Raw genomic sequence first — 22,392 nt, 5'->3', positions numbered from 1 at the left:
GTCTAAGTGCGCCGGTACGGCGTACAGCCTTATTTTAGGCTGAAACCGGGCAGGTATCAAGGTTTAAGGTTTGGGAAATGGTTTTGGCAGAAAGGCTCAGGCGAGACCCAGATACCAGTCCATAATCTGGCTGCCAAACAGCATGGCGGTTACAGCCCCTACTGCCAGAAAAGGGCCGAAGGGCATAGTCTGCCCCTTGCGGCGTTTGCCTGAAAGCATCAGAGCGGCGGCTGCCAGGCCGCCCAGCACTATGCCGGTAAATATAGCTACAAAAATATTGGGGAAACCGCACACCAGCCCGATAAATCCGGCCATTTTTATATCGCCTTCACCTATACCCCCGCGTGAAGCAATATAAATAAGCAGAAACAGCCCGAAACCGCTCAGCCCGCCGAAAAACGAAGAAGACAGGTTCGCCAGTATCCCGTCTGCCTGAAGGTACAGGGGTGAAAGCGCCAGTGCCAGCAGCATACAGGGGTAAATAATCACGTTCAGGATAAGCCCTTTTTCCAGGTCTATCACAAACAGAGTGATAAATACGCACAGGTATACCAGGCTTATGGCCAGCTCCGCGCTTGGGCCTATTATCACGTAGAAAATGGCAAACAAACTGGCGGTGGCTATCTCCACCCACAAAGCTCTGGCGGGTATCTTGGCCCCGCAGGAACGGCAGCGTCCCTTTAGGAAAATATAACTGAAAACAGGTATCAGCTCAGCTGCGCCCAGCCTTTTGCCGCAGGCATCACATACAGAGCCGGGGGTGACGATGGATTTATTGGCCGGCAGGCGGTCAGACAGCATATTTATAAAGCTGCCCAGCTCCGCTCCTAAAACGAAGAAAAATATAACCCAACCCGTAAACATGAACTATATTGTGGCTTTTTTTTGCCGAACCGTCAAGTGATTTGCATACTAAAGTACTGCCGGGTTGTATACAAATGGGCATAGAGTGTATTATAATCACTATGTGAAAGTGTTACTATATTACTATTGACCCCATAAAGGTCTGTAAAGTATCTTTAGTGTAACTATCATTACAAAACATGGTAAAACATAATTCAAAAAAAGAAAGGTGGTGAAAGACAAATGTACAATTTCATGAAGAAACTCCGCAAGCACCAGAAGGGCTTTACCCTGATTGAGCTTCTGGTAGTGGTAGCCATTCTGGGCGTTCTGGCGGCCGTAGTTGTTCCTAACGTTGCCAAGTTCATTGGTTCCGGTAAGACTGAGGCTATGGCAACAGAATTGCATACAATTCAGTTGGCTGTTACAGCTTATATGGCTGATAATACCACTGATCAGTTGCCAGCAGCTATTGCTAAAACCAATAGCTTTAGTGGGACTGCTATTGCCCCGTATCTGGTGACTTTGACTACTGAATTTTACTATGCCATTACAACTGCGGGTGTAGTGACACAAACTGAGTCTTAAAGTTTCTATTAATTAGCTAATTAATAAAGGTCTGCCCTAAAGCAGACCTTTATTATATTTCGTAACCTTGTTTGGCCAAACAAAAAGGGCGGTTAGTTTAGACCGCCCTTAATCTGTTTTTAGTAGCAGCTTCTTTAAAAAAGCAGGCTCTTGCTGCTTTCCACCAGCTTTTTGCGTTTCTGGCTGGCGGAGCTGCTGCTTATCAGCTTTTCCACCTCGGATGCGTCCTGACAGTAGTTAAACAGGTCTTCCCGGCTGATTACCTGCTGGCGGTAAAGTTCCACTAAAGCCTCGTCCATGGTTATCATGCCCTCATCCCGGCTGGTGCGGATAACATTCGGCAGCTGGTAAAACTTACCCTCGCGGATAAGGTTTCTGACCGCCGGGCTGCCCAGCATTATTTCCACTGCCACCACCCGCCCGTCGCTATTGGCACGGGGTACTAAGGTCTGGCAGAGAACGCCCTCAATCAGCGAGGCCAGACGGGTCTGGGCCAGATGCCTTTCATGGGGCGGGAACAGGTCTATAATCCGCTCCAGGGCCTGATAGGCGCTGGGTGCATGGGAGGTGGAGAGCACCAGATGGCCTGTTTCGGCAATAGTCAGCACTGCCGCGGCCGTATCCAGGTCACGCATTTCACCCACCATGATTACGTCAGGGTTCTGGCGGAGTACGTGTTTCAGGGCATGGCCGAAGGAAAGGGTGTCTGAGCCAAGCTGGCGCTGGGTGACGGCGCATTTTATACAGGGGTGAACGTATTCAATCGGGTCTTCAATAGTGACCACGTGCTTGTTTTCGGTGTTGTTCAGGTGCTGTATCATAGCCGCCAGGGTGGTGCTCTTGCCGCTGCCGGTAGGTCCGGTTACAATCACCAAGCCGCGGGGTTTGGTAATCAGTTTTTCACAAATATCCGGTAATTCCAGCTCGCTGATAGTGGGTATGCTGGGCGGCAGCAGGCGGATAGCCAGACTTATGGCTCCCCTTTGCATGGCGGCATTGCACCTTAGGCGTCCCACTCCCTCCAGTGAGTAGCCGAAATCCAGCTCCCATTCCTTGTAAAAAGTTTCCCGTTCTTCATGGGTAGTCAGCTGTTCAAAAGCGGTTTTGATATCTGCCGGCTGCAGCTGTTCATAAGAGTTCAGGGCTTCCAAATCCCCTCTTACCCGCACCAGCGGCGGGCTTTGGGCTACCAGATGCAGGTCAGAGCCTTTTTTTTCTTCGGCTTCGTAGATAAGTTTTATAACGTCCATGTTTTACCAGACTAGTTTATTTCAAAAGGAAATTAAAACTGTATATAGGCATATTCGGGTCTTCGGTCAGTATCTTGTCCATGCTGATTACCACTACATCCAGCCAGCGGTTGCTGCCGCGGAGTATGCCGGCATATTCCAGCACAGCCGTCTTGGTCAGGCCGTAACCTGTAACCGTAATACTTTCACCGTCAAAATCAATAGTAGAAAGGGCAATATTGCTGGAGTGCAGGTTGTAAATGGCTTTATAATCCCCGGTGATGGCCTCTCTTCCCTGATACATATCCCAGAGCATATCGTTCAGGGCGGTTACCACCGGGTTGGCGGCGTCCAGAGATTTTTGGGTTTCCGCAATCTGGCTGTTAAGGGCTGAAAGTTCGGCTCTTTTTTGTATCAGGGTAGCTTCCTGCTCCTGCACCTGCGGCTCTAAGACGTTGTTCTTTTGCTTCATATCATCAATATAAAACCAGCCCCAAACCAGGCCGCCCACCAGCAGAACTATGACTGTGGGCACCAGGATAGACGCCAGGGAAGTGCCTTTGGGTTTGTAAAAACCCGGCATGGCGTTAATATTGATTAGCGAATTCTGGTGTTCAGTTCCGGCCGGCAGCGCCCGGAGGGCCATACCCATATTTACAATATAAACACTGGGGTCAAAGCCTTCACCGGCAATAAAGGGCGAGGGCAGGCTGGAAATCTGGTTGCTCAGCTCATCCAGCAGAGAAGACCACGAATCCTGTTCATTGGCCAGTTCGCCGGATACCAGTACCGGTACGCTTTCATCCAGCGGGCTTTCAGCATGGCTGGAATTGTAAAAGGTGATGGTCCGGTTCAGTTCCTCGGCAATGGTGCTTATCCGTTCGGCAACAGACTGGCTTTCAACCGGCAGTGACAGGCTGCGGATAACCTCCGGAATGCGGCCTATAATGACGGCAATATCCACGTTATCCAGCCAGTTGCTTACAATAATAACCTTTTCCAGATTGGCACAGCGGCAAAGGGCCAGCGGGGCAATATCCAGTACCTCCAGCCTGAGGCCGGCTTTGTTTATGGTTTTTATTACCGAATCAGTGGTGTTTTTGGGGTGGGCTACTATAAATACCTTTACTTCACCCTGAGCGGAGGGAAGTACCTGGTAAGACAGGTAATTCTGGTCCATAGGGGTGGGAATTACCCGGTTAGCTTCGTTTTTAATAGCTTCGTCAAGTATATTCTTTGGTACGGCCGGCAAGCTGATAATCCGGAAGATAGATTTAAGGCCGCTCATGGCCGCTATCACTCTGCCGGTGGGTATCTTCTCACGGGAAAATAAAGATTTTATCTCCTCTGATACCTTGGTTTCATCCTGAATCAAGCCATCTATAACCAGCCCGGCTTCAAGGGGGGCGCTGGCCCATTTTTCAACCTTTTTACCGTTGTTTACAAGGACCTTTATTGCGGCATCTTCAATATAGAGCGTAGTTGTTTTAGCCATCTTATTTAACCCTCGTAACTTATCAGTAAAAGAGTAATAGTAGTGGTAGGTTTGGGCAAATCATCCTCAGCGGTGATGGTATCAAAGGTCAGCTTTATCACGTCCATGCTGCCGGTCAGGAAGTCTGCACCCTTGTCTATAGCGGATATGAAGCTGAGCATGGGGTTAATGTCTCCCCGGACTACAAGAGTGAACTCGGTCATTTCAAAATTAAGTTTGCTAAGTGTAAGTTTGCTGGCTTCAGAAGACTCAAAGCTGAGCAAATCCACTCCGGAATTAGCTGCCATCTGTACCAGTGCGCTGGCATACTCTATGGACTGAATTGTTTCCGGGAACTGCCCTTTTGCCTGAGCCAGTTTGCCTAAAACCTCCTCCAGCTGGGCGCAAAGCTGGTCTGCCTGTTCGGTAGTGGTGGCAATGTTGGCAACTACAGCGGGAATGGATGCTTCCGCCAGTGCCAGTCTATCCTCAAGGTCTGTTTTGCGGCTATCCTCATTTTCGAAGAGGATAAACAGACTGGCTCCGGCAATGATAATTAAGCCGAATGCCAGCAGTGCCCACGACGTTTTACTTATTTTCATAAATACTCCTTAGCCGCCTAGTACAGTCTGTGTGTCCCATGTGAGTATTTTAAGTTCAACAGAATTACCATTGAGATATGGATCAAGTGCAGATAAATTCCAGTCAGTGCGGAAAGTGATGGAAGAGTTGCTGTTCATGGTGATACTTTGGGCAATTACACAGCCGGTTATATCGGTATTTGCTGAAAGTTCAAGATGCCCATTCGGGGCATAAACAATTCCGATAATATCAACATTGCTATCTATAATTACTGTGCCTGTTTCGGAAATAATAAGAGGGGGGCGTTGATTCGGGGTAAGAAGACAATCTGTATTGGAATTCAGTGTAAGGTTGCCGTTAGCGATAAATGTGAGCGGACCATTAAAAGTATTGTTTGAAGATACAGTCATTGAGCCAGCAACGTAAACAAGACAACCGGCAGGGTTAGTAAAATTTATATGCGAGTTTGATTTGAAATCCAGATTACCACTTACGTAAAGAGCTGTTCCCCCGAAGTTAAATGTGGAATTGCTTGTTGTTGTGAATGAGCCTTCTATATAAAGGTTTTCGTTAACTGTAAGGGTTTTATTGCTGCTGATGCTGAGATTGCCAATTAGATGGGTGTCTCCATTTATAGTACCGCCAGAATTGTAGGCACTGGCTATTTTAATAGTGCCATCAGCAGCACTCATTGCCTCAAGCATAAATAAAGAAGTATCCAGTGTTGAAGTATTTATGGCGGTATTGGGGAAATAGCCTTGTTCAATATTGCCTACCCCACCAGTTATTGTGCCGCTGGCGGTAGCAGAACCTTCGATATCAATATTAGCTGAAGAACCTACGATAATATCGCCATTGGCGATTATATTACCATTATCCATATTGGGAAATGAGGAAACAGTGGTGTTGTTCTTTATAATTACATCACCGTCAAGAGAGGTAATGGCATTATCAAACAGCCCGCTTCCACCTAGCTGATATTTTAAGGTGGCCCGAGTGGTGATGGATTTGCCGTTCAGGCTGGCTTTTGAGACCACTTCATAATAACTGCCTACGTTATGGTAGGTCAGTTTTACTTCTAAGGTATCGCCGTTAAGGGCGGACAGGATATAGCGACGAGGGGAATCTTGGTTTGGCAGACCAATATTCCCGTCAGAGTCAGTTACTCCTTCGCCGCCGGTTTTGATAAGATTTATAGCCCATTCCACTCCGGCATCCGAATCATAAATCCCTGCAGTACGTTCCTCAATAGCTGTACCCTGTTGAAGTCCGGAACCTATCAGCATCAGCAGGGGAGGCAACATGATGGCACCTATTGCCAGAAAGATAAGGGCTATGGCCAGTGAAGCCCCTTTTTCCCCCTTGATAAGCTTTTTCATACTAATCATGTTATATTCTCCAGTGCTGCCCACGCAAATTTGCTAAATATGGACTATATCCCACTATACTAACAGGTCTGCGGTGTCATATTCAACCCAACAGATAGTACTTTTGGGCATATATTAGCTAATGCTCCAGGTTATTATCCCCCAGAAGTGGCTGAGACCGCTGCCGGGAAAATCTATTTTGTAGTTCCCGTATTCGTCAAACGGGCTTGCATATGTTATAGAACCGTTTTTAAGTTCAACTTCAGTTGAACCAGCCAGAGTGCCATGGAAATCACCACCAGGTTGCATTAAGGTTTTACCGTTTACTGAGAGGACAAATATGTAATCATCTTCGGTGGAACTTATATTTGGGTAGAAAAAGATATTACCTTCAGCAATAATGCTTCCCGAGCCGGTTAGAGTGCATTTCCCTCCGATTTCCAAAGCATATTGATTTCCGAGTGTGTTACTCTGTACGTATATAGAGTGACCATTCAGGTCTAAGGTAAAATCATGTCCTGTTTTACCTATTAAGGTGTCACCGGTTATGTAGATATCCCCGGTTAGCGTGTAAGTGGAGGTTGAGGTAGCTACGATGTTCAGTGTACCCAACCGCAGTATTTCCAGAATGCCAGCCGGGTAATTTGCCAGATTCAGGGTATCTGAAGCATACGGAGTGGTGTTTACATAATAAAAAGAAGATAGTTCATTAGCACTAGGCCATGCACCGGTATAATATTCAATAGGGGCATTATCTTCAGAAGGGTAATTCACCTCGTAATCTCCGGCTTTAACAGTTATCTCCCCTTTAGAAGTCATGACGTGATTCATTATGTCCGTATAGTTATTATAGGTGTCACTGACTACCGCAGTCACACTGATAGTTTCAGTGGGGCTGGCGGAGGTGGATACAATCTGGTAGGTATCCTCCGTAAGGTAGGCTAAAGTTACGCTCACCGTCCGCCCGTCTATAGAGATACCGGGCAGGGTGCGGCTTTCGCCGGTATTCGCCGGCAAACCGCCGGGTATCAGGGGGCTGTTTTCCGGGTCCAGATACCAGATAGCCTGCTCTATACCGGCATCTGCGGCATAAAGTCCGGCAGTCCGGTTTTCAAAGGTAGTCCCCTGCACTAGGGCCGAACCCATGAGCGTCATCAGCGGGGGCAGGGTAAGCGCCCCTATACCCAGGAACACAAGGGCAATAACCAGTGCCTGTCCCTGCTGGTTTCTGAGTTTTCTGCTTATGCTTATTAAATTCTTCATCTCCACACCTCCCCGGCCAGACCGGATGTGTTAGGTGCTGCTTATCCTTGGTTTAATGTGCAATATTCTTTCTTCAGTCTGGGTATTTAAGGTTATTATTATTTTAATATCTACGGCACCGCTTTGTTCATTTGATGCCAGTTCATCTTCATACATTATACCACTAACATACTCGGCAATGAGGCTTATCTGGGTGGAATTGTCCAGCAGCCTCAGCTGGGTTCTGGTAAGTGTACCGGTAGCCGTATTATAGGTGTAGGTAATTATGTAATCGGTTATGGCAGACTCCGGGTCAGTAGGGTCTGCCAGTGACCTTGTCTGTCTAATAGTCAAAGTATGGGTACCCGAATCCCATTCGGGCTGTTCGTTGGCCATCTGAATATCGTTAGACAGCCAGCTGCTGGTAATATCCAGATGGCGGATAATAGTCATATGGTCACTGCTTCGCTGGGTAATGGTAAACAGCTGGAAGACACTGGTAGTCAAACCTGCCATGATAAGACCGGTAATAGCCAGGGCAACCAGCAGCTCTACCAGAGTAAAGCCGCCCTGTTTTTGGCGGTATTTCAGCAGCTTTATTTTCATCTCTGTGTCACATAGTCTATAAGGGTAAAGATAATCTTGTTTATCCCGCCCTCATTGTGCTGTACAACTATAGTTATCTTCTGGATACCTTTATCCGTGATGCTTTGGTTATTGGTAGCCACATCCCAGGGAATACCGTAAATCTTGTTTTGTATCAGGTTGCCGTCCCGGTTATAGGTGCTGATGATAAAGGAAGTGTCAGACGGGCTGAGGAAGACATAATCCGCTACTGAGCCGTCATCCGCCTTTATATATGAAAAGCTCTTCAACTGTTCCATAGTGCTCTTGGCATAACTTTCGGAAGTGGTGCGCACATTGGCTATGGATACCGCTTTTACGGCTGTATTGAGGGCAGTCAGAAAAGCCACCCCGATGAGCCCCAGTATAGCCAGTGCCACAAGCACCTCAATCAGGGAAAACCCCTTTTGACGCCGAAGCAGCTTTCTTCTCATATTATTTATCCTTAGCCAATCTGCCCGTACAAAGAGTACATGGAAGACACCAGGGCAACGGCAATAAAGCCTACTATCAAGCCTATAGCTATGGTCATAACCGGCTGTATCATGCCTATGGCGGAACTTATGCGGTCGTCAGCTTCGGTATCATAAGTAGCTGATACAGTAGCAAGGGTATCATCAAGTTTACCGGTTTCTTCACCCACGCTTACCATCTGAACCATCATGGGCAGGAAGAGGGGGTTTTTGGTCATGGGGCGGGAAAGCCCTTCACCCCTTATCAGGTCATGCTGAACCTCTGCCAGGGCGTTGCTGATAAGTTTATTGTTGGCTGCGGCAGTGGTTTGATTCATGATTTCGGGCAGGGGCAGACCGGCTTTAAACAGCAGTGACATAGTCTGGCAGGCACGGGAAAGTTCTGAAAGGAGCAGAATCCGCCCGATTATAGGCAGTTTCAGGGCTATCCGGTCTCTCTGGTAGCGTCCTGCGGGTGTGCGCAGATATATTACCAACCCGGCTATGGTTGCTATAAAAATGCCGGTTACATACAAACCCCAAGCCCCAAAAAAATCACTTATGCCAATGAGTATTCTGGTGGCGGCGGGCAGTTCAGTGCCCATTTGGGAGTATAAACTGGTGAAGGCCGGTAATACGAAGGTTACCATGAGCAGCAGCACCAGAATACCTACCACCGCCACTACGCTGGGGTAAGTCAGGGCGCTCTTTATCTTCTTTTCAGTTTCCACGTTCCGCTGGACAAAGTTAGCCAGATTACGCAGTACTACTTCCAGGCTGCCTCCCTGTTCGCCGGCGGCAATTACCCGGTGATACAGGGGCGGGAAAGCCTTGGGGTGTTTGCTCATAGCCAGAGAGAGCGAACTGCCTCCCCGGATATCATTTACAATCTCGCCTATAATCTCACGGAAAAGTTTATTGGTTGTCTGTTCCTGGAGCAGTTCCAGTGAAGTGACAATATCCGTACCGGATTCAAGCAGCAGAGCCAGCTGGCGGGAAAACAGAATAACTTCTCTGGGTTTTACCTTGGAGAAGTTAAATGAACCGCTGGTGCTGAAAAAAGGCGTAATGGGTTTTATGCTTAAAATCTGGTAACCGCTGTGGCTCAGCAGCCTCTGGGCTGCCTCCAGAGAGGTCGCCGGGATTTTCCCTTTTACAAGCCTTTTGTCCTGACCGTAAGCTACGTAATTAAAGTCCATCTACTTACCTCAATACTGCTCCTCCGGAGAATAGGCACTGCGTAGTACTTCGGAGGGGGTGGTTATATTGTCTTTTACCTTCAGCATACCATCTTTCATCATGGTAATCATGCCGTCTTTAATGGATTGGGCGTGTATTTCGGACGGGGAAGCCCCGCTTAGCATCAGCCGCCTGATTTCATCACTTATAGTCATTATCTCAAACAGGCCCACCCGGCCCAGATAGCCGGTGAAGGCACATGATTTACAGCCGCTGCTATATACAAATTTGGTTCGTTTCTCCCCGATTTCCCGTTCGTAAGCTACCTGCTCAATAACCGGTACTTCAATGGTATGCTGGCAGTACGGGCAAATCCGCCTGACCATACGCTGGGCTACTACCCCTACCACAGCTGAAGCAATCAGGAAGGGTTCTACTCCCAGGTCTATCAAGCGGTAAAGGACGCCGGTAGTGTCATTGGCGTGTATAGATGAAAGCATCAGGTGGCCGGTAAGGGCTGCCTGAACGGCTATATTGGCTGTTTCAGCATCACGTATTTCACCTACCAGGATTACATCAGGGTCAAGGCGGAGGATAGAACGCAGGCCGCTGGCAAAGGTAATGCCGGCCTGGGTATTTACCTGTATCTGGTTTATATTTTTAAAGCGGTATTCCGCCGGGTCTTCTATGGTAATAATATTTTGCCGCATGATATCCAGCGAGTTTATAGATGCATAAAGGGTAGTGGTCTTACCGGCGCCGGTAGGGCCGCTGATAAGTATCATGCCGTAGGGCACTTTGAGCATTTTGTTGTATTTTTCCAGGCTGTCCGGCAAAAAGCCCAGCTGGGAAAGTTCTATGGTAGCCCGGCTTTTATCCAGCAGCCGCAGCACCGACATTTCCCCGTTTACGGTAGGAGCGGTTGCCGCCCGGATATCTATTTCCCGTCCGCCGGCATTTACCGTAAACTGGCCGTCAAGTGCGTGGAAATGGTCTGCAATATTCATATCACCCAGGATTTTTATTCTGGAAATAATAGCCCGGTGGGCGGTGATGGGTAAAGACATCATATCCTGAAGTGTGCCGTCAATACGGAAACGCACCCGCAGACGGTCTTCGTTGGGCTCAATATGTACGTCTGACGAGCGGGCTTTTACCGCTTCTTCAATAATCAGGTTCAGGGCTTGGGCTAAAGGTGCGTCAATAGCGGCATCAATAGCCAGACGGTCATCGGTGACTTCGCTGGGTATTGACATGCGGGAAAGGTATTTTTCAATATCCCCGTAACCTTTGTAGTTAAAGTCTATAGCTTCGCGTATTTCGCGGGCATCTGCCGGTATGGGCTTGATGCGGCGTTTGGAATGGGCGGAAAAGGCTTCAAGTGCCAGTATGTCAGACGGGTCTGCCATGGCCATCTCAAGGGTATTACCCACTACATTCAGGGGTATAGCAGTGTAACGCCGGGCAAGCACTTCGGGAATGAGCTTGAGCGCTTCGGGGCGGGGTGACTGGCGCAGGTCGGTTATGGCAGTTTTGCCGTTTTTAGTGTCGGTTTTGGCTGAGGTCTTTATAACTTCTTGGGCTGTATTTACCGCAGCCCCCTCTTCGGTAGCTATAGTAACGGGTTTAAATTTTATAAGCTTGACCTTCTGGGCATCAGCAAACTGCTGGGCATCAGCGGTTATCTGGGAGGCGGTAGCTATCAGCTTGTCAACTATGCCGCAATCAAAGGCTTTAGCGTCAAACAGAGCCACATCCTGAAGCTCAAGGGAGGGCTGTTTTTTGATAATGTCTATCCCCAGGGTATAGTTGTCAGTATTGATATCATTAGCCACTATGTCAAACACGTGTGAAATGCCGGAACGCCCTTTGATACGGGCATTTTCCCTTATGGTATAGCCCAGGCCGGTCAGAGCGTTAATAAGGTCTTCGCGGGTGGAGATGTTGCCTATACTCTCCAGACGGCTGGGGTGTTTGGTATTGCTGACCAGCAGGTCTTCCAGACGGTCTTCATCAAAGACTTTTATTCGCTGTTTTTCAGCCAGATTGCGGGTTTCGGGGGTGAGTTTGGGTATGGCAATAAGAATACGTTCATTTATACCGGTGTCAAAAGCCTTATTGGCAAAGTTAAAAATAGCGCTGCTTTCTTCTTCCTGGTTTGAACCCAGAGTTATGCAAACCGCCATTGTTCTGGTAGTAAAACCGTCATTCCGGCGGGCTACTATATCAAAGACGTGCTCCACACCGGACTGACCGGTTATTTTGACATCAGTTTCCACCTGGTAGCTGTGGCTGGACAGATAATCTGCCACCCGTTTACTAACCAGTTTGCGGAGTTCTGTATCTTTAACTTTGTTCTGCAACATTTCTTACTACATTCCAGCTTGTTTATTGGCTTTTTATCCAGTTACTTATCATATCTTACGCATAATTCACCTAAAGGTGCAACTATTTGTCAAAAATAAGCCAAATTTATATATTTATCAAGCCGCAGCGGATGGCCACTACAACAGCGTGTGCCCGGTCATTAGCGTTCAATTTGCGTAAAATGGCGCTGACGTGGTTCTTTATGGTCTGTTCACTTATTTCCAGATTGTTGGCAATCTGTTTGTTGGTATTGCCATTGGCAATAAGGGTCAGTATCTGTTTTTTGCGGTTGGTTAAAGGGGTAACGAAATTGGAAGCATCTTTGCCCAGCAGGGATACGTCTTGAAACTGGGCCAGCACCTGTTTGGCCAGGTTGGGGCTGGTCATCAGGCTTTCATTTATAGGGTATTCTCCCCGGTTAGCCCGGCGGATAGTCTCAATAAGCTCATCAGCCGTGCTGCTTTTTTTCAAACAGGCCACAGCCGCTGTCCTGATGCATTCAAACAGCTCGGTATCATTCGGGTTTGGGGAAAGGATAATAACCTTGGTATTGGGGAAGGTGCGTACAATCCGCCTGCCCAAATCTAGCCCGCTGTACGCCACCAGGTCTGAACCCAAAAGTACCACATCCGGCAGGCTGCTCTCAATCTGTTCCATTGGGTCTCTGTGGGTATCGGTTGGGAGTATCTCAAAGTTGTTGTCGGATAAGGCCTGGGCAACACCCGCCCTGAAAAAAGGTTGCTCATCTATGACCATTACCCTGATCTTACTGTTGTCTTCCATTGCCCGCCTCTTTTTTTAGCTTTAAGTTTCTTTGAGGGATTTGGTCTTGCCTTCCCGCTCCAAAAATTGTTCCACATCTTCCTTGCGGAAACGCCGGTCACCGCGTGCCCCTATCCGGTAGGATTTCAGCACCATCTGGTTGCTCCAGCGGCGGACGGTATTTATGTGTACATTCAGCATATGGGCGACTTCACTGGTAGTCAGCATCGGGGAAACTGTAGTATCTTCATGATTTGACATGGCAGTCCTTTCTTAAAGTATCTTAACCTAACTATTCAGAACTATACATGATATAAACTGTACTATCCAATCCCCCGAATGTACTAACCGTTATAGGAAAATAGTAATATGAGTTAAGATAACTTGAGGAAGCCAAAAGGGATATATTTCCTATAATGACGGAAACCGCTCAGGATTGCAACCCCCGGGTCTAAATAAAGCGGATTTTATAAAAAAATATTTGCTGCTGGCTGGGATTTGGCGAATTCGGGTTGCTATCTTTTTAAAAACTGCTTCGTTATAATTTGTGCACGGGTAAATAACCGGGTTTGACCGGCCGGGAGTCCTCAAAAAGAGGCCGGCCAAAAAAGGGGATCTTACTGGTGCAGACAGAGAAACGCCTGGTTGAGCTTGCTCAACAAAAAGACGAGCATGCCTTTGCCAGATTATATGAGGAATATTTCGATAAGATTTATCGCTATATTGCCTTGAAAATCGGGAATAAAATGGAGGCCGAAGATTTGACCCAGCAGGTCTTTATGAACATGCTCCGGTCTATATCTTCCTTCAAGTGGCAGGATAATACCCCTTTCTCTGCCTGGCTCTACCGTATTGCCCATAACCAGATAGTGGACTATCTGCGGAAGAGAAGCCGCCAGCCTGTGCTGGATATAGAAGTAGTCACCCCGCTGGCCTGTGCCGATGACCCGGTGGAAACTACCGAAGTAAATATAGATTATGAAAAGTTTGTGGAGGTATCCGGTAAACTTACACCCGCCCAGCAGGAGGTCATTTCCCTGCGGTTTTCTTCGGATTTGCCTATTGCCGAAGTGGCCAAAATAATGAATAAAACTCCGGGTGCGGTCAAGGCGCTGCAGCACAGTGCAGTGTCATCACTCCGCCGAATGCTCTCTGGAGCGTGAATAAAATGAATGTAAAAAATAACCCCGAATTTGATAATATCCTGAGTGAATGCCTGGACCGTATTCTTATAGACGGGCAGGATTTGGAAAGCTGTCTCCGCTTATATCCCGACCAGGCGGTGGAGCTGGCTCCTTTACTGAAAACAGCTATCGGTATTAATGCCCTTGCCTCAGGCTGCAAGCCTTCGGAGTCGTTCAAAGCCAAAGCCCGTTACGAATTTATGTCTGCCCTGAATGAAAGCAAGCACAAGAAAGGCTTTTTCCGGTGGCGTCTTAACTGGGCAAGCGGCCTTGTCGGCGCTCTGATGTTCCTGTTCGTTTCAGGCGGAGGGGTAGCGGTGGCGGCTTCCGGCAGTATGCCTGACAGCCCCCTTTACAGTGTAAAGCTGGCAACCGAAGAACTCTGGCTGAACGTTTCCTTTAGTGATGAGGGTAAGCTGAATACCATGAACCAGATTGCCGACAGAAGGGTTGCCGAGATAATTTATCTGTCGGATACCAATCAGGTCAGCCTTTTAAGGCAGACTAATGACAAGCTGAATTCCGCTCTGTCTGTTATGGCAAACCTGATATGGGCTGAAAGCAGTATGATGTCTGCTGATAATTCCCAAGGCAGAGATGATACTGAAATATTGGGTTTGCCCTCAGTAGAAGCACCTGATAAAACCCCGGGGATGCCTGAAACTCCGGGCGGCAGTGTTGGGACTACCCAGTATTATATCTTCCTTTCCGCCATTGCCAATCAGGATGCGCTTAATCTGGCGCTGGAAAGGGCTTCCGATGATGTGCGTGAGGATATGGCCTGGGTAATTGCCAATACCATTGCGGCTTACCAGCGGCTATTAAATATTATGGATATCCCCTGATAACTAAGCTAAACGGCGGATTTTAATGCGGGGCAGCCAGTACAAAACGTCTTCGCGGTGGCAGAGTTCGGTGCCCGGCGTCATCACGGCGGCTGTCCCCATGGCTACACCTAAACGGCAGGCTTCTTCCAGACTGTCCCCTCGGCAAAGGGATATGGCCAAGCCGGCCACCGTTGAATCACCCGCCCCCACCGCGCTTTTTACCCGCACATAGGGAGAGCTGGCTTTTATAACCTGCTTGCCGTCACTGGCTATCAGCCCCTTTTTGCCCATGGAGATTACCGCTATGCCCGCTCCCATTTGGACTATTTCCTTAGCCCCCAGTATTATTTCAGCCTCGGTTTCCAGTTTCCTGCCCAGCAGCTCTTCCGCTTCGCGGATATTAGGCTTTACCAGACAGGGTTTAGCCTTAAGCCCTGCCCGCAGGTATTTGCCGGTGGTATCCAGTATGGTTTGCTTGCCCAGTTTATGGGCGCTCTTGATAAGGGTGAAATAGACGTTTGAAGGTATTCCCGGCGGTACGCTGCCTGACATAACAATAATGTTTGACGAAGCGCTTTCCCTGTGCAGGTCTTCGTGAAAAAGTTTCAGTTCAGACGGCGTTATCCGCGGGCCGGGGGCGTTAAGATTAGTCTGGCGGCGGGTTTTAGTGTCGTATATTATAAAACAGCTTCGGGTAGGCTGGCTTATGGGAGTGAAGCGGTATTTAAGCCCCTGTTTTGCAAGCAGGGTTTCTATCTCCCGTCCCTCTTCACTGCCCAGAAAACCGCAGGCAATGGTATCATTTCCCATTTCATGTATCGCCCGTGACACATCTATGCCTTTGCCGCCGGCATATTTGGACATAAGATGCCAGCGGTTAGTTTCGTACAGTACCAGACCATGCACGTCTATGTGTTTGTCCAGACAGGGGTTTAGGGTAACGGTGGTAATCATGGGTTTTCTCCCGGCTGGTAGTTGGCATACCAGGTGGGGCTGGGGTTTATAAAATTACCCGCTTTAAGTCCCAGTTTTTCATGCCAGGGGCGTCCCGTATTTTCGGCTATCTGACACAGGCGTTTAAACCTTTCGGCGGCCACGCGGTTTATAAAATCCTGGCGGTTTACCGGGTTGGTTATCTCCAAAGCTTCCTGCCAGACGGCTCTGCCGGCCAGAAAACCGGATGCCCCGCACTGGCAGGCTATCTCCAGTTCACGCACGTACAGGTTAAAATCCGCCCCGGCAGAGAGTATAGCCCAGGGTACGGGACAGATGGAGTCCAGTTTTCGGGCGGATATAAAGGCCTCATCTTCGGTCAGGCTGAAGCGGAGGTCGGCGGGAAACTCCACCTTGAGTATATCTATACCCAGTCCTGCCAAATCTTCTACGGTGGAAAGGACTAAACCCGGTTTGTTTTTGGCAAAAAGCCCGGCATTTTTCAGTTCCTGCCCGGTGGGGTAGGTAACAGGCTCCAGCACAAAGGGGATATCCAGTTTGCGGCATTCGTCAGCCACGGTTTTTACCAGAAGCTGCTGGGTCTTGGCTAAATCTTTTATATCCGGGCGGTAATAAAGCAGCAGCTTGACGGCGTTTGCCCCCAGCAGTTTTATCTTGTTTACCCCCCAGTTTTTAAGAAGTTCGGTAGTCCGGTACTCAGCCTCTCCGCAGTAACCGCTTGATTCCAGGCTGACAAGCAAGCCGCAGCCGGGTGCAATGGCGTTTTGGGCCAGGCACTCAGGCAGCCCGTAAATGGGGTCAAGGAGTACGGCGCTGGCCTGCCCTGAAAAAGCCCGGCAAAGGCTCAGTTTGAAATCAGCCAGGCTGCGGTAGCATTCTTCTTCGGTGGTTTTCGGGCAGAGGTGCTTTTTTATGGAGCCGCGGTGGTCCATAGCCGCAATCTCAAATAAACCTCTCTGGCTGGCCAGAGCAGTCAGGTTAAGCAGTTTACCGGCACTGATAGTCATCTTAAGCCATTATGTAGCATTAAAGCATCTAAATCAAGAACTATTTGTTTTGGCAGGATATACGGGATATAATGGCTTTTAGCTATGAAAGTGGAATGCGCATCTAATATCGGTTTTTGTTTTGGGGTACGGCGTGCCATAAACATACTGGAGAAAACTGCCGCCGAAAAGGGTGGGGTGGAGACGCTGGGGGCTTTGGTGCATAACCAGCAGGTCTTAAACCGCCTTTCGGGCATGGGTGTCCGGGTAGTAAAAAATATAGAAGACATTTCTGGCCGGACGGTAGCCATTTCCTCCCACGGGGTGGGGCCTTTAGTTTTAGATGAACTGAAATCTAAGGGGCTGGAGGTAGTGGATACCACCTGTCCGTTTGTAAAAAGGGCTCAGGTAGCTGCCAAACGCTTTCATGATGCCGGTTTTTTTACCGTAATCTACGGTGATGTAAACCACCCGGAGGTTAAGGGCATTATGGGTTGGGCAGGCGGGGACGGGTTGGCTACCCTTAATCCGCAGGGACTGGTTGACGTGCCAGATGTATCCCGTTATATAGGGGTGCTTTCCCAAACCACCCAGATACCCACCGGCTTCACCTCGTTTGTTAAAAATGTGATAGACCAGGCTCTGGTGAAAGATGCTGAAATCCGTATAGCGGATACTCTCTGCCACGATATCCGGGAGCGGCAGACAGCCGCTTTGGAACTGGCAGGCAGGGTAGACCTGATGCTGGTTATCGGCGGGCATAACAGCGCCAATACCCGCCACCTGCTGGATTTGTGCAAGACCGTATCAAACACCTATCTGATAGAGACTGCTTCGGAACTGCAAACCGGATGGCTTAGGGGGGTAAACCGCATCGGCATTACCTCCGGGGCTTCCACTGACGAAACTACTATATCCGAAGTTTGTTCGTATCTGGGCAGCCTTTCAGCCGGAACTTAGCTTTAAATTAGCTTTAGCTTATGTTACAATCCACCTGTTATTTAGGAGGAGCAAATGAAACGGGTTTTTTCCGGTGTCCGTCCCACAGGCCGTCTCCATCTGGGCAACTACCTTGGAGCGGTTAAAAACTATGTGGCCTTGCAAGATGATTACGAATGTATTTACTGCGTAGTAGACATTCACGCCCTGACCACTCTGGAAGAAACGGATGCCTTAAAAGAAAACATATATGAAATGATGCTGGATTTGCTGGCATCGGGTCTGGACCCCAAAAAGTGTATCCTGTTTGTTCAGTCTCAGGTGCCGGAAATAAACGAACTCTTTACCCTGTTCGGCATGATTACCCCTCTAAGCTGGCTGCTTCGGGTGCCCACCTTCAAGGAAAAGGTCAGGATGCACCCTGACAATGTTAACTATGGTCTGGTAGGCTATCCGGTGCTTCAGGCGGCAGATATATCCCTTTACAAGGCTGACTTAGTGCCGGTGGGGGTTGACCAGCTGCCTCATCTGGAGCTTACCCGTGAGATAGTCCGCCGGTTCAATGAAAAATTCGGGGATACTTTCCCTGAGGCGCAGGCACGCCTGACCAATTTTCCCACGGTGGTTGGTCTGGACGGCAAGGACAAAATGAGCAAGTCGCTCAACAATCATATTGAGCTGGCTCTGTCAGAGGAAGAGACTGCCAAAAAAGTAATGAGTGCGGTTACTGATCCTGCCCGCCAGTATAAGACCGACCCCGGCCACCCCGATATCTGCAACGTGTACAAACTGCATAATTATTTCAGTCCCCAGGCAGTAGCCCAGATTGCAGATGACTGCCGGAACGCCCGCATAGGCTGTGTTCAGTGCAAACGGGCTCTGGCCGAAGCTATCAACGTCTACTTGCGCCCCATCCGGGCAAAAAGAAGCAAGCTGGCTGAAAACCCTGATGAGATTTACCGCATTATGGCAGACGGGGCGGAACGGGCAGGAGCGATAGCCCGGGAGACTATTGATGAAGTCCGCCGGAAAATGAATCTCCGCTGATTCCAATCACTAGCAAATTTAAGGTTATAAAATAAGCCCCGCTTTTGGCGGGGCTTTAGTTTTACAGTATAGATAAGCGGCTTACATCCCGGGGCAGTTGTGCTTTAAAAAGTGGCGGAAACGCTTCATGGCTTCTTCTAGATCTTTCATGGAGGTAGCGTAACAGCAGCGCAGGTAACCCTCGCCGCTATCACCAAAAGCAGTGCCGGGTACGGCGGCCACCGTTTCTTCCAGGAGCAGCTTTTCGGCAAATTCGGCTGAACTCAGTCCGGTTTTTTTGACTGAAGGAAAGGTGTAAAAAGCGCCTTTGGGCTCAAAGCAGGACAGCCCCATATCGTTGAAACTTTTTACTATAAACCGGCGGCGGCGGTCATATTCCTCTACCATCAGCCGCACGTCATCATGACCATTCTTCAGGGCTTCCAGGGCGGCTTTCTGGGCAGCAATGGGAGCACACAGCATGGTATGCTGATGTATCTTGGTCATAGCCTGAATAATATCCGCCGGACCGGCCGCATAGCCAATCCGCCAGCCGGTCATGGCATATGTTTTGGAAAAGCCGTTGATAATTACACTCCGTTCGCGCATACCCGGCAAAGTGGCAAAGCAGGTATGTTCAAAACCGGAGTAGATAATCTTGTCATATATCTCGTCAGATACCACCAGCAGGTTCTTCTCGCACGCTAGCTTGGCAATCTCGGCCAGTTTGGCCTTGGGCATAACCGCCCCGGTGGGGTTTGAAGGATACCCCAGCAAAATTGAACGGGTCTTGGGGGTAATTCTGGGGGCAATATCTGCCGCACTTATTTCAAAATTATTAGCTTCAAAAGTGGGTATCTGGACCGGGTTGCCGTATGCCATAAAGACACAGGAAGGATAAGCTACATAAGCCGGGTCAGTCATAAGCACTTCGTCACCGGGGTTCAGGGTAGCCCGCATAACCAGGTCCAAAGCCTCACTTGAGCCCACGGTTATTAAGATTTCGGTTTCGGGGTTGTACTCCAGTTTGTAGGTTTGGTACAGGTATTTGGCTATCTCCTGGCGGAGTTCCAAAAGCCCGGCGTTAGAGGTATACATGGTGTAGCCCTTTTCCAGAGCGTAAATGGCAGATTCGCGGATATGCCACGGGGTTGTAAAGTCAGGTTCACCCACACCCAGAGATATAGCTCCGCTGCCCATCTTGGCGGCCAGGTCAAAGAATTTGCGTATGCCAGAAGGCTTGAGCTCTTTGGCTCTGTCTGAGATAAAACCTTTGTCCGTTTCCACCTGTGATGTCATGGCCTAAACCTCTGAATATTTATTAAAGGACTACCGGCTCGCGTTTGATATCATCATTGCCGTCAATTATTTCGTCGTCTTCTTTGAACCGCTTAAGCAGAAAATGGGTGACCGCTCCCTGTACGCCTTCTATCGGAGCCAGTTTTTGGGCTACGAAATTAGCCACCATCTGCATAGTCTTGCCGCCTACCATTACCAGCAGGTCATAAGTGCCTGAAAGCAGATAGCAGGAGCGCACCTCCGGGTAGCGGTAAATCCTTTCGGCAATGGCATCAAAACCCACATCTCTCTGGGGGCTGACCTTGACCTCAATCAGGGCAAAAACCTGTTCGTGTCCCAGTTTCTCCCAGTTTATGACGGTTTTATATTTGAGGATAGTCTTGTCAGCTTCGGCTTGCTTTATCTCACGGCTGATATCCCCTTCGGCAAGGCCGGTCATGCAGGCCAGTCTGTCAGGTGTAATACGGGAGTCATTTTCCAGGATTTTTAAAATGTCACTAAGCATTATTTTCTCCTGTTTGTGGTAGAGCTATTATAACAGATATATTTAAATCTAAAAAATACTCCTCTTTACTTGCCGCTGTCAAAAAAATGCCCCCTGAGTATTATGTACGCAGGGGGCAAACAGGCTGATAAAAATATTTTAGGGCAGGGTGGTTACTATCCTTTCCCGGCTGAGAAAGCGGGTCAGGTAAGTAGAAATAGCCAGCAGCAATACTGCCACACCGGCTACTATGCCTACCAGAGCCCACTGGGCATCAATATTGCTGGCCAGGCCTATACCCGCACCCATCAGGCCGAACAGGGGTACGAAGACTATCAGGGTTAGAATGCGGTACTCCTTCAGCCCCACATACAGGTTTAAAAAGCCCATCAGGTTTACAAAGCCCATAATAACCAGCGGGGTCACAAACAGCACCTGAACAAATATCGCCAGCGAGGGCAGTATAAACTCCCCGTTTTCAAGACCGGTACGGATAATGGGTATCAAGACGGCCAGCAGGACAAACGGGTAGGTGGAGACGCTTACCCCCAGCACTTTGCCCAGCAGAATATCCCGCAGGCTGAGCGGGGTGCACATCAGGCTTTCAATAGTGCGGGTGTATTTTTCCATTACGAATGCCTGGCTGAGGAACATATAAGACATAAAGGCACTTATCATAATGGACAGGTAAAAGACTATGCCGTTAATGGATAAATTCATACCAGCTTGACTGGACAGATTATTGGAATACAGAAAACCGAACAGTACGGGCATAATGAGCGCCTGAATAAGCATACCCCTGTTGCTGAAGTTATACCGGATTTCCTTTTTAGCTACCGTAAATATATTTTGCATTACCTGGTCTCCTGTTTCATAGTCTCCAGATATATTTCCTCCAGAGACCGTTTTAGTTTGCGCACTTCTTCCAGCTTAATATCATGACCGGCTAGATAAGTGATTATCTGGGAGGTGTCCGCACCTTCAGCCGGAGTCAGGGTCAGGCCCTCCTGGGTACGGTGAATATCAATTGCCAGTTTGGCTGAGGTGAGCAGTTTTTCGGCTTGCTCAATATCAGCCGTATTGCCAAAGGAAAGTTCCATGCCGGGCTGGCGGTTTTTCCTGCCCAGGTTGGCCAGACTGTCCCAGGCCAGCAGTTTGCCGCCCTTGATAATGGCCACTTTATTGCAGATACGCTGAACTTCGTCCAGGTCATGCGAATTCAGAAAAATAGTCATATTGCCCTCGCGTGAGAGGGACAGGATAAGGTCACGGAAGTTTTTCTGGGCTTCGGGGTCAAGCCCGGAGGCCGGTTCGTCCAGAAAAAGAACCTCCGGTTTGTGCATAATAGCCTTGGCCAGCGCCAGTTTGCGTTTCATGCCTTTTGAAAATTTGCCTGCCGGGTCATTCCGGCGTCCGTTCAGGTCAAAAAATTCCAGCAGTTCGTTTATCCGGGCTTCGCGGTTAGGTATCCGGTAGATATCTGCAAAATACCGCAGGTTTTCATAGGCGCTCAGGCGGTCATAAATGCCGTCCACTTCCAGCAGAACCCCCACTTTGCTTCTGGCGGCATCATCTTTAGCCAGATTTTTGCCGTTCAGGGTGGCCTGGCCGCTGCTGGGGTTTAAAAGACCTAAAATAATTCTCATGGTGGTGGTTTTTCCGGCGCCGTTTGGCCCCAGAAAACCGAATATTTCCCCCGGAGCTACACTGAAACTGATATTATCCAGTACTGTTTTGCCCTTGAAGGTTTTGCTAAGGTTGTTTACTTCTATCATTGCCTTTCCTGTTCAGTATTGTATGTAAATATTTCTTCTATTGGTGCTTTGAAAAGGGAAGCTATCTTGAAAGCCAGCTCCAGGGAGGGGGAGTACTTTCCCCACTCTATAGCGATAACGGTCTGGCGGGTTATACCCAGTTTGTCCGCCAGTTCCTCCTGAGTAAGGTTGTGTATGGCTCTTAAAACCCGGAGTTTATTTTGCATAAT

The 22,392-nt window shown here is 48.7% G+C and carries 24 protein-coding genes; 5 read left to right on the top strand and 19 right to left on the bottom strand.

Annotated features, from left to right (window positions below):
• Window positions 1–96: 96 nt before the first annotated feature.
• Window positions 97–864, bottom strand: coding sequence for a prepilin peptidase (locus tag DET_RS06985; RefSeq protein ID WP_010937050.1), 768 nt, complete (start codon window positions 862–864; stop codon window positions 97–99).
• A 222-nt stretch (window positions 865–1,086) separates the two neighbouring features.
• Between DET_RS06985 and DET_RS08895 the strand changes: the two genes are divergently transcribed.
• Entirely contained in the window at window positions 1,087–1,431 is a 345-nt protein-coding gene (locus tag DET_RS08895) for a type II secretion system protein (protein ID WP_010937048.1), read from the top strand.
• A 134-nt stretch (window positions 1,432–1,565) separates the two neighbouring features.
• Here DET_RS08895 and DET_RS06975 read toward each other — a convergent pair whose 3' ends face one another.
• The 11 genes from DET_RS06975 to DET_RS06910 all read right to left on the bottom strand — a co-directional run bounded on the left by DET_RS06975 (window position 1,566) and on the right by DET_RS06910 (window position 12,970).
• Complete coding sequence (locus DET_RS06975; protein WP_010937047.1) at window positions 1,566–2,681, bottom strand: type IV pilus twitching motility protein PilT; 1,116 nt, start codon at window positions 2,679–2,681, stop codon at window positions 1,566–1,568.
• 16 nt (window positions 2,682–2,697) lie between these two features.
• On the bottom strand, window positions 2,698–4,155 hold the full coding sequence (pilM, locus tag DET_RS06970) for a pilus assembly protein PilM (protein ID WP_010937046.1): 1,458 nt from the start codon (window positions 4,153–4,155) through the stop codon (window positions 2,698–2,700).
• A 5-nt stretch (window positions 4,156–4,160) separates the two neighbouring features.
• Window positions 4,161–4,736 (bottom strand): hypothetical protein, encoded by a 576-nt coding sequence (locus tag DET_RS06965; RefSeq protein WP_010937045.1) that lies wholly within the window; start codon window positions 4,734–4,736, stop codon window positions 4,161–4,163.
• Window positions 4,737–4,745: 9 nt separating this feature from the next.
• On the bottom strand, window positions 4,746–6,104 hold the full coding sequence (locus DET_RS06960; protein WP_010937044.1) for a DUF7305 domain-containing protein: 1,359 nt from the start codon (window positions 6,102–6,104) through the stop codon (window positions 4,746–4,748).
• Between the two features lie 114 nt (window positions 6,105–6,218).
• On the bottom strand, window positions 6,219–7,346 hold the full coding sequence (locus DET_RS06955; RefSeq protein WP_010937043.1) for a pilus assembly PilX family protein: 1,128 nt from the start codon (window positions 7,344–7,346) through the stop codon (window positions 6,219–6,221).
• Window positions 7,347–7,376: 30 nt separating this feature from the next.
• Window positions 7,377–7,931: a PulJ/GspJ family protein gene (locus DET_RS06940; protein WP_010937042.1), complete on the bottom strand. Its 555-nt coding sequence runs from the start codon at window positions 7,929–7,931 to the stop codon at window positions 7,377–7,379.
• Window positions 7,928–8,383, bottom strand: coding sequence for a type IV pilus modification PilV family protein (locus DET_RS06930; protein ID WP_010937041.1), 456 nt, complete (start codon window positions 8,381–8,383; stop codon window positions 7,928–7,930). The genes DET_RS06940 and DET_RS06930 overlap by 4 nt, the downstream gene beginning before the upstream one ends.
• 11 nt (window positions 8,384–8,394) lie before the next feature.
• The gene (locus DET_RS06925; protein ID WP_010937040.1) at window positions 8,395–9,600 is read right to left on the bottom strand and encodes a type II secretion system F family protein; all 1,206 of its coding nucleotides are present in this window, start codon (window positions 9,598–9,600) and stop codon (window positions 8,395–8,397) included.
• Between the two features lie 9 nt (window positions 9,601–9,609).
• Window positions 9,610–11,946, bottom strand: a complete 2,337-nt coding sequence (locus DET_RS06920) for a GspE/PulE family protein (protein WP_010937039.1) — start codon at window positions 11,944–11,946, stop codon at window positions 9,610–9,612.
• 106 nt (window positions 11,947–12,052) lie between these two features.
• Complete coding sequence (locus DET_RS06915; RefSeq protein WP_010937038.1) at window positions 12,053–12,730, bottom strand: LuxR C-terminal-related transcriptional regulator; 678 nt, start codon at window positions 12,728–12,730, stop codon at window positions 12,053–12,055.
• A 21-nt stretch (window positions 12,731–12,751) separates the two neighbouring features.
• Window positions 12,752–12,970: a helix-turn-helix domain-containing protein gene (locus DET_RS06910; RefSeq protein WP_010937037.1), complete on the bottom strand. Its 219-nt coding sequence runs from the start codon at window positions 12,968–12,970 to the stop codon at window positions 12,752–12,754.
• Window positions 12,971–13,332: 362 nt separating this feature from the next.
• Between DET_RS06910 and DET_RS06900 the strand changes: the two genes are divergently transcribed.
• Window positions 13,333–13,872, top strand: coding sequence for an ECF subfamily RNA polymerase sigma factor, BldN family (locus DET_RS06900; RefSeq protein WP_010937036.1), 540 nt, complete (start codon window positions 13,333–13,335; stop codon window positions 13,870–13,872).
• 5 nt (window positions 13,873–13,877) lie between these two features.
• The gene (locus DET_RS06895) at window positions 13,878–14,738 is read left to right on the top strand and encodes a DUF5667 domain-containing protein (RefSeq protein ID WP_010937035.1); all 861 of its coding nucleotides are present in this window, start codon (window positions 13,878–13,880) and stop codon (window positions 14,736–14,738) included.
• A gap of 3 nt (window positions 14,739–14,741) precedes the next feature.
• Here DET_RS06895 and pfkB read toward each other — a convergent pair whose 3' ends face one another.
• Entirely contained in the window at window positions 14,742–15,674 is a 933-nt protein-coding gene (gene pfkB / locus DET_RS06890) for a 1-phosphofructokinase (RefSeq protein ID WP_010937034.1), read from the bottom strand.
• Window positions 15,671–16,681 carry a tagatose 1,6-diphosphate aldolase gene (locus tag DET_RS06885; RefSeq protein ID WP_010937033.1) on the bottom strand — a complete coding sequence of 337 codons (1,011 nt, stop codon included), beginning with the start codon at window positions 16,679–16,681 and terminating at the stop codon, window positions 15,671–15,673. The genes pfkB and DET_RS06885 overlap by 4 nt, the downstream gene beginning before the upstream one ends.
• An 84-nt stretch (window positions 16,682–16,765) precedes the next feature.
• On the opposite strand from DET_RS06885, the gene ispH reads away from it, so the two are divergent.
• Together ispH and trpS are read left to right on the top strand one after the other, a co-directional pair.
• Complete coding sequence (ispH, locus tag DET_RS06880; protein ID WP_010937032.1) at window positions 16,766–17,620, top strand: 4-hydroxy-3-methylbut-2-enyl diphosphate reductase; 855 nt, start codon at window positions 16,766–16,768, stop codon at window positions 17,618–17,620.
• A gap of 54 nt (window positions 17,621–17,674) precedes the next feature.
• Window positions 17,675–18,646: a tryptophan--tRNA ligase gene (gene trpS, locus DET_RS06875; RefSeq protein WP_010937031.1), complete on the top strand. Its 972-nt coding sequence runs from the start codon at window positions 17,675–17,677 to the stop codon at window positions 18,644–18,646.
• 81 nt (window positions 18,647–18,727) lie between these two features.
• Here trpS and DET_RS06870 read toward each other — a convergent pair whose 3' ends face one another.
• The 5 genes from DET_RS06870 to DET_RS06850 all read right to left on the bottom strand — a co-directional run bounded on the left by DET_RS06870 (window position 18,728) and on the right by DET_RS06850 (window position 22,389).
• Entirely contained in the window at window positions 18,728–19,924 is a 1,197-nt protein-coding gene (locus tag DET_RS06870) for an aminotransferase class I/II-fold pyridoxal phosphate-dependent enzyme (protein WP_010937030.1), read from the bottom strand.
• Between the two features lie 22 nt (window positions 19,925–19,946).
• The gene (locus tag DET_RS06865; RefSeq protein ID WP_010937029.1) at window positions 19,947–20,429 is read right to left on the bottom strand and encodes an Lrp/AsnC family transcriptional regulator; all 483 of its coding nucleotides are present in this window, start codon (window positions 20,427–20,429) and stop codon (window positions 19,947–19,949) included.
• Between the two features lie 138 nt (window positions 20,430–20,567).
• The gene (locus DET_RS06860) at window positions 20,568–21,263 is read right to left on the bottom strand and encodes an ABC transporter permease (protein WP_010937028.1); all 696 of its coding nucleotides are present in this window, start codon (window positions 21,261–21,263) and stop codon (window positions 20,568–20,570) included.
• Window positions 21,263–22,183 (bottom strand): ABC transporter ATP-binding protein, encoded by a 921-nt coding sequence (locus tag DET_RS06855; protein ID WP_010937027.1) that lies wholly within the window; start codon window positions 22,181–22,183, stop codon window positions 21,263–21,265. Before DET_RS06855 ends, DET_RS06860 begins: the two co-directional genes overlap by 1 nt.
• Window positions 22,180–22,389, bottom strand: a complete 210-nt coding sequence (locus DET_RS06850) for a helix-turn-helix transcriptional regulator (RefSeq protein ID WP_010937026.1) — start codon at window positions 22,387–22,389, stop codon at window positions 22,180–22,182. The genes DET_RS06855 and DET_RS06850 overlap by 4 nt, the downstream gene beginning before the upstream one ends.
• Window positions 22,390–22,392 lie beyond the last annotated feature (3 nt).

It is taken from the genome of Dehalococcoides mccartyi 195 (genome assembly GCF_000011905.1).
Classification (GTDB): Bacteria; Chloroflexota; Dehalococcoidia; order Dehalococcoidales; family Dehalococcoidaceae; genus Dehalococcoides; species Dehalococcoides mccartyi.
This window is presented reverse-complemented; position numbering and strand designations above follow the sequence as displayed.